Below are 13,502 nucleotides of genomic sequence, written 5' to 3'. Positions count from 1 at the left end.
GGTCCGGGGTGGCTCCGACCCCCCTACGGTCGCGTCCGGGGAACCCGGCCGCACGGTCGTGCTCACGGGGCCGGAGGCTCGGCTGCGCCCACGCCGATCGGTTCGGCGTCGGCGTCCACCGGATCGTCGATCGGACCCCCCTCGATGGGAGCGCGCCCTGCCGGTCCATCATCGACCGTTGAGATGCCGCGACGCCGGGCCCGGCCCGCCTCCGGAACGGCGGCCATCGCCGTGCCGATCACCATCACCATGCCACCGATCCACAGGAACGACACGCCGGGCTGGATGATCACCCGCAGCGTGATGCGGGGCTCGGACTCGGTCGGCGGCGCCGACACGGCCAGGTAGATGTCGCGGCGCAGGCCGGTCTTCACCGACGGCGTGCCGATCACCTGACCGCTGGAGGCGAAACGGGTGACCTTGGGCTCGTACACCTGGTCGTCGATGCGAACCGCCATCGTGTACTCGAGCCCCTGGGGCAGGTCGCGCTGGACGACGCCCTCGTAGGTGAGCGTATGCCCCGCCAGCTCCACCGTGTCCCCCTCGGACATCGTGAACTGGCCATTGCTGGCGTAGGCGGAACTCACGGTGAAGGCCAGCGCGACGACGACCAGCCCCAGGTGCACCACCATGCCGCCCGAGGACCGACCGAAAAGCCCGCTGACCCCGTGGCGGCGCACGGCGAGGATGAGGTGCCGCACGGCGGTACCCCCGGCAAACCCGGCCAGCCCGATCGCCACCAACGGCATCAGGCCCCTCGCCCCCAGCACCAGGGCGATCACCAGCGCTGCGGCACCGCTCCAGGCCGGCCACAGCAACCGTCTGGACAACAGCTCCGGGGCGGCGTTGCGCCAGGGCAACACGGGCGCCACCGCCATCAACGCGAGCAGGCCCAGCCCGATCGGGCCCGACATCCGCTCAAAGTACGGCTCACCGATCGACAGGGTGCCCCGGTTGAGCGCCTCGACGACCAGGGGAAATGTCGTGCCGAGCAACATGACGAACGTGAAGGCGGCGAAGAGGATGTTGTTGGCCAGCAGCGCCCCCTCTTTGGACATGGCCCGATCGATCCGGCCCTCGCCCCGCAACAGATCGCCCCGCCAGGCGATCAGCCCGATCGACAGCGCCACGACCATGCCGAACGCGCCGAGCAGCATCGGGCCCACCGTGCCCTCGGAGAAGGCGTGCACCGAGTTGACCACGCCGGACCGGGTGAGGAAGGTGCCGTAGATCGTCAGCGCGAACGTCGAGCACAGCAGCGCCAGGTTCCAGACCCGCAACATGCCCCGACGCTCCTGGACCAGCACGGAATGCAAGAAGGCGGTCCCGGTCAACCAGGGCATGAACGACGCGATCTCGACCGGGTCCCACCCCCAGTATCCGCCCCAGCCGAGAACCTCGTAGCTCCACCAGGCGCCCAGGATGATGCCGCCGGTGAGGGCGCCCCAGGCAAGCAGCGTCCAGCGACGGGTCTCGATCAGCCAGCCCTCGCCCAGCCGCCCGGTGATCAGCGCCCCGATGGCAAAGGCAAAGGGCACGGAGAACCCGACGTAGCCCAGGTAGAGCAGCGGCGGGTGGAAGGCGACCAGGATGTGGTTCTGCAGCAGCGGGTTGGGGCCCGGGCCGTCGAACCCGGGCGGCACCGTCGTCGACACGAACGGGTTGGTCGGCCCCAGCAACAGCAGAAAGAAGAACAGGGCGATCGCGAACAGCGTGACCATCGCCCAACCGACGAGCTCGTCGTCGATGCGCTTGCGGAAGCGCCACGCCACCGACGCCAGGTACCCGGACAGGATGATGACCCACAGCAGGATCGATCCCTCGAGCGCCGACCACATCGTCGCCACGTTGAACAGGGGCGGGGTGGCGGAGCTGCCGTGTTCGGCGACGTACTTCACCGAGAAGTCGCGCGTGATCAGGGCCCGCTCCATGGCAATCACCGCTGTGATGGCTCCGGCGAGCACCGCCCAGGCATAGGTGCGCGACGACTGCACCATGGCTGGTCGGTGCCTGATGATGCCGAAGGCGGTGCCGATGGCACCCATGGCCGCGGCAACCATGCCGATCGTGATGCCCAAACGCCCGAGGGCGACGTTGCTCACGAGCGGGAACCGCAGCTCAGCGAGGTGGATCCGTTACTCATCGCCCGGCGTCGCGGGCTGCGTCGATCCGGTCGGGGTTTTCCTCGTCGTAGTTCTCGTCATGCTTGATGACCAGCCGCTCGCTCTGGAACACGTCGCCCTTCCAGCGGCCTTCGGCGACCACGGGAATGTCGGTGTTCTCGAACAGTGCCGGTTCGCTGCCCGAGTGGGCCACGCTGGCGGTGGCACCGTTGTAGGTCAGGTCGAACGAGACGCCGTTGGGGGTCTTGGTGACGCTCTCGGGTATCACCGACCCCTGCATGCGGAACGGCTGATCACCCAGCTCGGCTCGCTCGGCCACCGCCTCGTCGACGTTGCGGAAGAACATCGTGGCGTCGGACAGACCCATCACGACGGCGACAACCAAGCCAACGAGCACGACGACGCCGACGAAACCCCAGGCGCGCCGACTGGACCGGCTGCGGGGCGGGACGGCATCGTCGGGGCCGGTTCGGGGGGTGAGGTCGAGCGAGTTGTCAGCCATGGGACGTCCCATCATGGCCCCCCTGGACGAGGAAACGACGTCGCTCGGGTGGCACCTCGCGGCTCAGCCGGCGACCTCGCCGTACGAGCACCGCCGCGTACACCCCGAAGGTGCCGAAGGTCACCGCAAACGATGCCCAGATCAGGGGCCACGGGTCGGCACCGGTGATCTGTTGGGCCAGGAATGCGCTCACGATTTTGCCTCCTCGGCTGGGGCAGTGGTGACCCCCTGGGATGGGCGCTCGATGCCATCGGCAGCCGACGCAGCCTCGGCACGACGGGCGTCGATCGCCTCGGTCAACCCGCCCTCTTCAAGTTGGAGCGTCAGCCATCCGACGCGGAACCGGTGGATGAGAAGCCAGGCCGCCAGGGCCATGCCGACGCTCAGGCCCAGAAACAGCGTGAACAGCTGCAGGCCGCCCATCGACGGGTCGAGCTCACCGAAGAGCGTCGAGCCCTGGTGGTAGGACCGCCACCAGTCGACCGACTTGTGCACGAGCGGGATCAACAGCGCCGAGCCGATGCCGAGCACGGCGGCTCGGGTGGCCCGGGTCGTCGGGTCGAGGATCGACCCGCGGAGGGCGACATATCCCAGGTAGGCGAGGAACATCACCAAGGTCGAGGTGAGCCGGGCATCCCAGTCCCAGTAGACGCCCCAGGTGATGCGACCCCAGAACGACCCGGTGAGCAGCGTGAGGCCCAGGAAGATGAGCCCTACCTCAGCGGCGGCCGCTGCCAGCTGGTCCCAGAACCGGGACTTGCGCCACAGCCACATCGCCGAGCCGATGGCGTTGACGACGAACAGCAGGTAGGCCGCGGAGACGGTGGGAACGTGGACGTAGATCGGTCGCATCCGCTCGCCCAGGTCGACGTCAGGCTTGGTGACCGCCAGGCCGAGCACCGCCAGCAGCACACCGCCGACGACGACGAAGACGCCGAGCACGCGGGTGGCGGTCGAGCCGGTGCCCTGCGGAGCGTCGGTGCGGACATCGGCGGCCGAACCGGTTCGAGTAGCTGTCATGAATCCTCCATCAGCGGCCGGTAGGCCAGCACGCCAAGCGACACATAGCTGAGTGCAAACACCCCGAGCAATGCCACCCAGGGCCATCCGCCGGTTCCGTCGGAGCCACCCAACGCCACGTCCGTGGCACGGGTTGCACCGATCAGCACCGGGGCGAGCACCGGCAACGTCAACAGGGGAATGAGGCTTTCCCGTCCCCGGGTTGTCGAGGCGAGCGCCGCCAGCAGCGTACCGACCGCAGCGATGCCTGCCGTGGCGGTCACCATCGTGGCGATACCGAGCGCCGGCCCCGACAACGGCGTTCGGTAGAGCACCGCCATCGCCGCCACCAGGACCGCTTCCAACACGAGCAGCTGCACGGCGACGGCGATCCACTTGCCGAGGAACATCGCCATCGGGGCGATGCCGGACAGGCGCAGCGCGTCGTCCACTCCGGGTTCGATCTCGAGTGCGGCCGAACGGCCGACGGTCAGGACGGCGGCAAAGGTGACGGTCACCCAGAACAGTCCTGGCGACACCTCGATGAGCAGGCGGCTCTCGGCATCGAGGGCAAAGGCCATGACGACGAGCACGAGCACGCCGAAGGGCAGCACCTGGGCCAGCCCCACCCGGGACTTCGCCTCGAGGCGCAGGTCCTTGCCGGCGAGGAGGGTTGCATCTCGAAAAACACGGCGGGTCGCGTCAGCCATCGGTCACCGCCGAGTCGAGCCGAGCCCGATCGGGCAACGGGTCAGCAGGGTTCGGGTCAGCAGGGTTCGGGTCGGCGACGACGACGCCTCCGGCGACGGTGACGATCCGGCCGGCGACGGTGCGGGCACGATCGAGTTCGTGGCTTGACATCATTACGGTGGCCCCGGCAGCCGCCGCCTCTCGGATCAGCTCGTCGGTCAGGTCCCGTCCCGCCCGGTCGAGGCCGGCGTGGGGTTCGTCCAGCAGCCACAGCTCCGGTCGGCGCAAAACCAGTGCGGCCAGGGCGGTCCGCTTGCGCTGACCCTCGGAGAGCCGTGCCACCGCCAGGTCGGTCAGCCGACCGCCAAGTCCGAGCCGATCGATGACGACCTCGAGGGCGGCATCGTCGGGGCCGAGATCGATGCCGGCCGCCTTCGACCAAAAGCGCAGGTTCTCAGCGATGGTCAGGTCCGGGTACAGACCCGACCCATGACCGAGGTATCCCACCCGACGACGCACGGTCGTGGGGTCGGCCACCAGGTCGGAACCGAGCACGACGGCGGTGCCCTCGACGACCGGCACCAAACCGGCACACACGCGCAGCAACGTGGTCTTGCCGGCGCCGTTGGGCCCCTGCAACAGAACGACCTCACCCTGCTCAAGCGTCAGATCGACACCGGCCAGCGCCGGGAACCTGCCCAGCAGTGCGACCGCCGAGGAGAGCTGGACAACGGGGGCCATGGACAGTCCATCGTAGGCGTCGAGCGCCCACCGACCTCAGCGGGGCCTGAGAACGGCGTCCGAGCCTGTGCCTTCCGCTCCGGTGGCCCACCTAGAGTTGAAACGATGTTGGCCCGCTTCCTCTCCGGCTTGGGTAAAACGATGATCTCGCTCGGCGTGATCACCTTTCTGTTCGTCGCGTTCCAGCTGTGGGGTACCGGGCTGGAGGAATCGAACGCACAGAACGAGCTCGCCGGCCAGCTGACCTCCGACTCGGCAGCGGCCGACCAAGACCTCGGCGAGGTCGCAGCCAGCCTGGGCAAAATCGACCCGGCCGACACCAAAGAACTCCCCAAGCCGGAAGAAGGGGAAAGCCTGGGCATCATCCAGTTCAAGCCGAACCTCAATAAGGCGGGCATCGACATGCGCAAGGTGTTCGTCGAGGGCACCGACAAGGACGACCTCAAGAAGGGTCCGGGGCACTACCTGGGGACGCCGTTCCCGGGGCAGAAGGGCAACGCGTCGATCGCCGGTCACCGGGTGACCTACGGCTCACCGTTCCACCGCATCGACGAGCTGGTGCCGGGTGACCTGATCAGCGTGTTCACTCGCCAGGGCGAGTTCACCTACCGGGTGCTGCCGCCGCCGGCCGACTTCTCCGGCGAGAAGGGCCCGGCCCACTGGATCGTGCCCCCCTCGGACGTATCGGTACTCGAGGACAAGGGCGACAACCGCCTGACGCTCACCGCCTGCCACCCCAAGTACTCCGCCGCCGAACGGATCATCGTCGCGGCCGAGCTGGTGGGCAACCCGGCGGCGACGACCAAGGGCAACCAGGCCAAGGGCACCGAGGTGGCCGGTGAGGCCGGCGTGGAGTTGGCGGAGGGGGCGACCGACCAGCTGGACGATCTCGGTTGGCATCCCGAGCACCTGCCCAAGGTTCTCGCCTGGACCGGCGCCACCTTCGGCATCTGGTTGGTGGCCTTCGGCGTCGGGCTGTTCGTCGGTTCCAAACGCTGGATCGTCTACCTGGTGGCCCTGCCGCCGTTCGCCTTCTGCCTGTGGTTTGCGTTCACCTGGATCAACAACTGGATTCCCAGCCTGTGACCCCGGGCCTGCGATGACCGGAGGACCAATGCGGAACGTGGCGGCCCTCGTGGCGTTGAGCGCTGTGCTGCTCACCGGCTGCGGCGGTGGGGGCGACGCCGTGCCCATCCCGCCGACGACCGAGGCCACGACGACGACCGAGGCCAAGCCGACCGAGCGCGACCTGTCCCAGCCGGCGGATGGAGCGGTGCCGGGCGGGGTGGAGAACCTGGAGCTCGGCGACTGCTATGACCCGGCGCCCGATCCGAGCCAACGCGACATCATGGTGCTGCTCCTACCCTGCGAGCAGGCGCATCAGTACGAGGTGTACGCCACGGACAGCTTCAACGAGGGCCTGTCCGACGGCTACCCGGGCGACGACGCAGTGCGAAACTTCGCCGAGGAGCGTTGCTTCGAGCGCTTCGAGGGCTTCGTCGGCCAGGTGTGGCGCGACTCCGATCTCGACATCGAGACCTGGTTTCCCACGTCGGTCTCGTGGGAGAAGGGCAACGACCGCAAGCTCAGCTGCGTGCTCTTTCACCGCAGCCAGGCGGACCTGACGGGATCGATGGAGGGCTCCGGCGTCTAGGCGGCGTTGTCCCGGGGCGGTGTTCGTCAGGTGGTCGGACCCTTGCGCTTCACGCAAGGCCCGCAGCGTCAGCCAGGGTGATCGGAACTCCTTGATTCGACCCACAATGCACGTTCACCGACCACGTCGACGGCTCACAGGCCCAGGTCGCGTGCCCGGGATTCTGCCGTGCCCTTGAGGACAGCGTCGTCCGAGTCGGAAATGTCGATGACCAGCTGCTTGAGACTCGCATCGCTGTCGGGCATCACGGAACCGATGGCGTACTTCCGCACGCCGACATCCGGATCCGCGAGCAGTCTGGTGAGGACCTGGTCGGCCTCCGGAACTGGGAGCAGGTTCGCGCTGGCCGCTACTGCGACACGGACCTCGCCACGGGGACTGGCGCTCGCCTCGTGAATCGCATCTACGGCCTCCGGCGTCGCGATTCTCGTCAGTGCGTACACCGCACGCGACGCCATCCACGCTTCCTCGTCGTTGAGGAGTTCCACCAGGAGAGGGACTTCGTCGGGGCCAAGGTCGACGTACATTTGCGGGTCGCCCTCGATCGAGCTGAGACGCAATCGCAACTCCGGCATGTTCAAGGCCATCTCCATCCCCTTTCAGAAGGCCCGGGTTAGGGGCGAGTCCACCATGGTTGCTACCTCCGTCTGGACGATGTCCGGCGGAGTATCGGTCCATCCGACGTTGGGGAACATCAGGTATTGGCTGTTGGTTGTTGGCGTTTTCGGCCAGTGGCGAAGCCCGAGCACGTGCGCGATTTCGTGGGCCACCAGCCAACGGGCGTTCGCCTGCACGACAGCGCATCCCGGCTGGTTGTTCGGGTGGGTGGCACACCCAAGAAGGTTGGTCGACGCGCTGCTATTCAAGGTGCGGACGACGTACACGACGAGCTCGTTGGCCCTCACACCGTTTCGGTTAGCGAAGAGCGCATTGTGCTCCGCCGTTGGGTTTCCGCGGGTGCAGGCGCCGACATCGAGGTCGACTACGCCCGCTAGTCTGGCATCAGCACTGAGGTCTTCTGTCGTTCCTCGGTAGGTTGCGACGCCGTAGTCGGCGAACAGGTCCTCCATCGCCTTGTACTGCCTGTCCATGAACGTGGTGAGCGCGGCGGACGGCGCGACGAGCATCTTGAAGTGGACGACCACATGGTCGAAGCAGGAGCGGCGGACGCCGAATCGGTTGTCATCGGTCTGCAGGTTCCACCCGCCGAAGCGAGTGCCGTTGGGAGCCATGACCGGCGAACCACCCCCGGGGACGGTCAGCTCGAGCACACCGAGACCCCAAGGGCTCGTAGCGAGCAGTTCAGCCCGCCCGTCCCCGTCGTAGTCCGCTGCAGGTCCGTACCGATTGTTGCGGGTGTCGACCACCCAGCCGCCCACGCGGGTTCCGTTGGCGGCCATAAGCGGCGATGTGAACGCCCCGCCGTTCAGCTCGAGTGTGCCGATCCCCCATGGGCTGGACATCAAGAGTTCCGCACGGCCGTCCCCGTCGTAGTCCGCTGCAGGGCCGAAGCGGTTGTTGGTGGTGTCGACGATCCACCCTCCTAATCGGGTGCCGTTGGATGCCATCGTGACCGCTCCGAGGGTGCCGCCGGTGAACTCAAGAATCCCGATTCCCCAAGGGCTGGTCACGAGCAGTTCCACACGGCCGTCTCCGTCAAAGTCGGCCGCAATCCGAAAGAAGTTGTCGCGGGTGTTGAGTAGCCAGCCGCCAAACCTCGTCCCATTCGGAGCCATCATGAGCGGCCGCAAGGTGTTCCCCTGCATTTGCAGAATCCCCACACCCCACGGGCTGGAGACAAAAATCTCGTCCCGTCCATCGCCGTCGAAGTCGCCGACGGGGCCAAACCGGTTATCGCCGGTCTGCAGGTTCCAGCCACCGAATCGCGTGCCGTTCGGCGCCATCATGGGAGCGGCGAGCGTCGACCCAGCAAGCTCCAGGATCCCCACGCCCCACGGGCTCGTAATCAGGAGTTCGGCACGTCCATCACCATCGAAGTCGCCGACCTTTTCAAACCGGTTGTCACCGGTCTGCAGGTTCCAGCCACCGAATCGGGTGCTGTTCGGCGCCATCATCAGGGGTGCGAACGTGTTTTTCCGCTGTTCGAGGACCCCGAGGCCCCATGGGCTGGAGAACACGATCTCCGCCTGTCCGTCTCCATCGAAGTCGCCGACCGGCCCAAACCGGTTATCGCCGGTCTGCAGGTTCCAGCCACCGAATCGGGTGCCGTTCGGCGCCATCATGGGAGCATTGAAGGCGCTGCCCAACATTTCCAACAGCCCGATGCCCCAAGGACTCGACACCAGCAGCTCGGCCCGTCCGTCACCATCGAAATCATCGTGTCGAGACATCTGAATCCCCCCACAGCTCCGAACGCGTCCAGCGTGATGAAGCGGTAACTGCATTATGCGCCTCTGAGCACATACAGTCAACCCGTTTGGCGTCATGAGTCTCGACCAGGACTCGACCCTTTCACCTCCCTGACGGTATTTGTGGCGGACTGGAAGCTTTGTTGGCAGTGCGGGTCACCGGCCCCGAAAGGTCGGGGTCCTCCGCTCGGCGAACGCCGCCCGACCCTCGGCGAGGTCCTCAGAGGCCCAGGCCGCCAGAAATGCCTCCCGGTAGCGGGGGTGGTCGGCGACCGGCTTCTCCAGCAGATCGAGACCCAGCTTGGCGCCGGCCTGGGACAGCGGCGCCAGGGTGGCCATGTCGGCGGCCCACGCCAACGCATCGTCCAGGTCGCCGCGCCGCTGCACCAAACCGAGGCGCCAGGCATCGTCGAAGTTCAACACGTCACCCGCAAGCACCATGGAACGCGCCATCCCCCAGCCGACCGCCAACGTCAAGCGCTGGAGCGTTTGATGGTCCGTCAGCAGGCCAAGCCGCGCCACCGGCACAGCAAAGCGAGCATCCTCGCTCGCTACCCGGAGGTCGACCGACAGGGCCAGCTGCACGCCCAGGCCCATGCACGATCCCGCGATAGCGGCCACGGTCGGGAACCTCAGGCCGACCAGCGCGTCGAGCATGTGGCGCAGACCAACCGTGTAGTCGGGGTCCTCGGTGGTGGTGATGTCGGCACCGGCGCAGAAATGGCCGTCGGTGCCGGTGAGCACCAACACCCGCGGTGCGGACTCGGCGGCGGCGTCAATCGCCTGGTGAAGGGCCTCGACCGCCTCGGCGTCGAGGGCGTTGCGCCGCCGGGGCCGGTTGATCGTTATCAGCTGGACGTCGCCACGGCGCTCGCTGAGCACGACGGCATCTGGGGCCGGCATCTGTTCGGTCGGTTCGGTCACGATCCACTCCAGTTCGGTCGGCGCTTCTCGAGGAAGGCGGTTGTGCCCTCGGTGGCATCGTCGAGCGACGAACCTAGGCTCAACATCGCTTGCAGGTGGGCGAGGGCGTCGGTCGCCGAGGCGTCGACCACCCGGTAGAACGAGTCGCGGCCCAGCGCCATCACCCCGGTCGGCGCCTCCGACAGGCCCCTCGCCAGCTCGGTCGTGGCGCTGCGAAGCTCGTCGACGGCGACCAGACGGGCCACGAACCCGAAACGATCGGCTTCGGCGGCGTCGATGCGGCGGCCGGTCATCATCAGCTCGAGGGCCCGCTTGGGCGGCATCGAACGCAGGAGCGGCACCGAGATCACATAGGGCCAGAGGCCCACGTTGATCTCCGGGGTGCCGAACACCGCGTCATCGGCGACGACGACCAGGTCGCAGGCGAGGGCCAGTCCCATGCCTCCGGCCAGGCAGTAACCCCTGACCGCGGCGATCGTCGGGGTGCCGCTTGCCCACATCGCCTCGAACAGGGCGGGCAGTTGCCCCCGGGACTCATGCATCTCAAAGGCCGAGCCGCCGGTCATCCCCGACAGGTCGGCCCCGGAGCAGAAGGCCCGATCACCGGCACCGGTCAGCACGACTGCGCCCACCCGACGATCGCTACGGACCTGTTCGAAGATCGTCTTCAGGCCGGTGATCATCGCCCAGGTCAACGAGTTGCGCTGCTTCGGGCGGTCGAGGGTGACCCACAGCGTGCGCCCGTCGAGCTCGACGGCGAGGCCGTCGATGCCGGCGCCGGGCAGATCGGCGGCGGACCCATCGGTTGCGGGCACGCCGGAGGCGGGTGGTGGCGCCGCTCGGTCGGATCGTCGCTGGTCGGTCGGTTCGCTCACGGTTGCACCGTAACCAGGTCACCGCTTCGGCGCAGCGCTTCGGCCGACGGGTGCCGCCCGCCGGTGTCGGGGTGAACTAGCGTTGCCCCCCATGTCGGCGCTCTTGGCACTGCTGCCCGTGCTGCTCGCCATCCTCCTGGGCATCGGCATCGGGCTGATCGGCGGCGGCAACATTGGAAACCTTCTCCAGTGGCGACCCGCCGCGTGGGAGGTGGCGGTCGGTGCGATCGTCGTCCAAGTGGTCGCCGATGCGTTCGGCTGGACCGGGGTGTTCCCGTTCGTTCTTGGCCTGGCCTCGGTCGCCGCCCTCGTGTACGTGGCCTGGATGAACCGACGCGTCGGAGGCATGGTGCTCGTCGCCGTCGGCCTGGCCATGAACCTCGTCCCCATGCTGGTCAACGGCGGAACTCCGGTCTCGACCGACGCCATGGTCTCCTCCGGCGCGATGACCAAGGCGGAAGTGGGCACCGTCGAGCTGACCGGTCCGCGCCATCTGGCTACCTCCGAAGACCTCGTCACCCCACTCGGCGCGGTCATCCCGCTTCCGTTCGGTCTGGTGATCTCCTTTGGCGACCTGATCGCCCTCGTTGGGGTCACCCTGGTGACCCAGGCCATCCTCCGTCGGCGGCAGGTGCGAATCGGTGGCCCCGCACCGCCAAAGCGCAGCCCACGGGTGACGCTGGCGACCTATCAGGAGGCCCTGGAGACGCTGGGCCAGGGCCCGGCGGACAACACCCATGGGGTGGAGGTCGAGCACGTGTCGATGGGCAGCTCCGGCAACGTCCGCCCGGTGCCGATGCGCACGGCCGACGCGCCAGCCCAACTCGACATGGTCGGGACGCAGGTCGAGGGCATGAGCGGTTCGGACTCCATCGACGACGACGGGAGCGTGATCGTTCATCGCGTCTCCCGGAGCGAACGCAAGGCCGATCCGGATCCCGCCAGCCGACCCCGCCGCCGGGTGGTCCCGACCCAGGGCGATATCCGGCCGGCACCGTCGGGGCTGGGGCCCGACACCGGCGAGTCGGCGGTCGTCGACCTCGAGCCCCTTCCGCCACGCGAGGCCGATCCCGGACCGGACACGATGGGTGACGATGCCGACCTGCCGCCTGGCTGGTCGAGGGCGGTCGATTCCCGCCAGACGTCCGAACCGTGGCCGGACGGAGACCCGGCACCTACTCCGGCACCGACGCCTGCACCGGCACCGGTACCCGCTTCGGCACCTGACCTGCTGGCACCGACCCCTGCACCTGCACCTGCACCGGAACCTGCTCCAGCTCCGGCACCTGCCCCCCCGACGATCTCAGCTCCAGCGCCCACCGCAGCCCCAGCCGAGGTCACGGCGTCCCGGCCCGAACCCGGCACCCGCCCCGGCGGGGTCCGACGCCGACCAACGATGAACCCGACGCCAGCGACGGTCGCTCCTCCCGTCGAACCGGCGGCTCCGCCACCGGAGCCGCCGCCCGAGCCGACCGTCGAGCCCGAGGTCCCGGACGACAGCACCTTGACCGCCGAACACGAGGCACTCAAGACGCAATCCACCCCCGCCGTGGTGCCCGAAGACTCGTCGCCGGGCAGATGGCGGGTGCCCGCGTCGGCCAGGGGGCGCCGACCGACGCGCGACGCCGAGAGCTCCTCCGGCTCCGACGACGACCCGTCACCCGCCGACGGTTCCTGATCGGCTGCTCCGCACCGATGACCACCGCAGCCGCCCGGCCGCACGGTTCCCTGCTCGCCCACGACGACGGCCCGTTGATCATGGGCATCGTCAACGCCAACGCCGATTCGTTTTCCGATCCGCGAGCCACGATGGGCCCCGAAGCGGTGATCGCAGAGGCGACCGAATTGGTCGACGCTGGCGCCGACCTGCTCGACATCGGTGGCCAGACCGCCTCCCCAGCGGTTGCCGAGATCAGCATCGACGAGGAACTCACCCGCGTGCTTCCGGTGATCGAAGCTTTGGCCGCCGAGCTCCCGCAGGTGCCGCTGTCGGTCGATACCTACCGTCTGGAGGTGGCCGAGGCTGCCCTGCAGGCCGGCGCGTCCGTGCTCAACAACATCATCGGCGCCCAACACGCCGAGTTCGCCGCCCTGGCTGTGCGCCACGACGCATTACACGTGATCACCCACAACCCTGGAGCCCCCAAGACCAAGCTGCTCGAGAACGATCGTTACGGCGACGTCGTCGAGGACGTTGGCGTCTACTTCCGCGCTCAGCTCGACGAGCTCGGCTCCGTGCCGGGCGCCCTTGAGGCCACGATCATCGATCCAGGCATCGACCTGGCCAAAACCCCGGCCCAGAGCCTGGAGCTCCTGCGACGGGCCTCCGAGTTCGATGCGCTGGGCGTCCCGGTTCTCATGGCGATCTCCCGCAAGGATGTGATCGGCGTCATGACCGAGTCGCCGCCCGACCAGCGCCTGGCCGGCACCCTGGCGGTGCTCGGCCACCTGCGATCCGGAGGCCAGCGCATCTTTCGCCTCCACGATGTGGCCGAGGCCCGGCGCTACCTCGACGTCTGCCGCTATCTCGAGGGAGACACTCAGATGGACGCTGCTGCCCGGCTGGCACCCGAACTGCGCCGTCGGCGGGCCTGAGCAGGGGCGACCGGTTTCGGCGGACGGCGG

The 13,502-nt window shown here is 68.1% G+C and carries 14 protein-coding genes; 4 read left to right on the top strand and 10 right to left on the bottom strand.

From position 1 onward, the window contains the following. Positions 1–62: 62 nt before the first annotated feature. From IPN02_13955 to ccmA, 6 genes are read right to left on the bottom strand one after another with little or no spacing between them, the layout of a single operon-like run. Positions 63–2,102 (bottom strand): heme lyase CcmF/NrfE family subunit, encoded by a 2,040-nt coding sequence (locus tag IPN02_13955; protein ID MBK9297907.1) that lies wholly within the window; start codon positions 2,100–2,102, stop codon positions 63–65. A 37-nt stretch (positions 2,103–2,139) separates the two neighbouring features. Further along, on the bottom strand, positions 2,140–2,625 hold the full coding sequence (locus tag IPN02_13950; protein MBK9297906.1) for a cytochrome c maturation protein CcmE: 486 nt from the start codon (positions 2,623–2,625) through the stop codon (positions 2,140–2,142). Beyond that, positions 2,618–2,818, bottom strand: a complete 201-nt coding sequence (locus tag IPN02_13945; GenBank protein ID MBK9297905.1) for a hypothetical protein — start codon at positions 2,816–2,818, stop codon at positions 2,618–2,620. Before IPN02_13945 ends, IPN02_13950 begins: the two co-directional genes overlap by 8 nt. Next, positions 2,815–3,645: a cytochrome c biogenesis protein CcsA gene (gene ccsA / locus IPN02_13940; GenBank protein MBK9297904.1), complete on the bottom strand. Its 831-nt coding sequence runs from the start codon at positions 3,643–3,645 to the stop codon at positions 2,815–2,817. Before ccsA ends, IPN02_13945 begins: the two co-directional genes overlap by 4 nt. Further along, on the bottom strand, positions 3,642–4,334 hold the full coding sequence (locus IPN02_13935) for a heme exporter protein CcmB (GenBank protein ID MBK9297903.1): 693 nt from the start codon (positions 4,332–4,334) through the stop codon (positions 3,642–3,644). Before IPN02_13935 ends, ccsA begins: the two co-directional genes overlap by 4 nt. Beyond that, entirely contained in the window at positions 4,327–5,055 is a 729-nt protein-coding gene (gene ccmA, locus IPN02_13930; protein MBK9297902.1) for a heme ABC exporter ATP-binding protein CcmA, read from the bottom strand. The genes IPN02_13935 and ccmA overlap by 8 nt, the downstream gene beginning before the upstream one ends. Before the next feature lie 105 nt (positions 5,056–5,160). On the opposite strand from ccmA, the gene IPN02_13925 reads away from it, so the two are divergent. Both IPN02_13925 and IPN02_13920 read left to right on the top strand, forming a co-directional pair. Further along, positions 5,161–6,141, top strand: coding sequence for a class E sortase (locus IPN02_13925; protein ID MBK9297901.1), 981 nt, complete (start codon positions 5,161–5,163; stop codon positions 6,139–6,141). Between the two features lie 28 nt (positions 6,142–6,169). After that, positions 6,170–6,709, top strand: a complete 540-nt coding sequence (locus IPN02_13920; GenBank protein MBK9297900.1) for a septum formation family protein — start codon at positions 6,170–6,172, stop codon at positions 6,707–6,709. 134 nt (positions 6,710–6,843) lie between these two features. On the opposite strand, the gene IPN02_13915 is transcribed toward IPN02_13920, so the two are convergent. From IPN02_13915 to IPN02_13900, 4 genes are all read right to left on the bottom strand, one after another. Next, positions 6,844–7,296, bottom strand: a complete 453-nt coding sequence (locus IPN02_13915) for a HEAT repeat domain-containing protein (protein ID MBK9297899.1) — start codon at positions 7,294–7,296, stop codon at positions 6,844–6,846. Positions 7,297–7,308: 12 nt separating this feature from the next. Continuing rightward, entirely contained in the window at positions 7,309–9,060 is a 1,752-nt protein-coding gene (locus IPN02_13910; GenBank protein ID MBK9297898.1) for a VCBS repeat-containing protein, read from the bottom strand. A 174-nt stretch (positions 9,061–9,234) separates the two neighbouring features. Further along, positions 9,235–9,981 (bottom strand): enoyl-CoA hydratase/isomerase family protein, encoded by a 747-nt coding sequence (locus tag IPN02_13905; GenBank protein MBK9297897.1) that lies wholly within the window; start codon positions 9,979–9,981, stop codon positions 9,235–9,237. A 17-nt stretch (positions 9,982–9,998) separates the two neighbouring features. Further along, a complete protein-coding gene (locus tag IPN02_13900) occupies positions 9,999–10,877 on the bottom strand; it encodes an enoyl-CoA hydratase/isomerase family protein (GenBank protein ID MBK9297896.1) in 879 nt (292 codons plus the stop codon). 91 nt (positions 10,878–10,968) lie between these two features. On the opposite strand from IPN02_13900, the gene IPN02_13895 reads away from it, so the two are divergent. Further along, positions 10,969–12,555 carry a DUF5317 domain-containing protein gene (locus tag IPN02_13895; protein ID MBK9297895.1) on the top strand — a complete coding sequence of 529 codons (1,587 nt, stop codon included), beginning with the start codon at positions 10,969–10,971 and terminating at the stop codon, positions 12,553–12,555. 17 nt (positions 12,556–12,572) lie between these two features. Beyond that, entirely contained in the window at positions 12,573–13,472 is a 900-nt protein-coding gene (gene folP, locus IPN02_13890; GenBank protein MBK9297894.1) for a dihydropteroate synthase, read from the top strand. Positions 13,473–13,502: the final 30 nt, after the last annotated feature.

The sequence above is a fragment of the Candidatus Microthrix subdominans genome, assembly GCA_016719385.1.
In the GTDB taxonomy this organism is placed as follows: domain Bacteria; phylum Actinomycetota; class Acidimicrobiia; order Acidimicrobiales; family Microtrichaceae; genus Microthrix; species Microthrix subdominans.
This window is presented reverse-complemented; position numbering and strand designations above follow the sequence as displayed.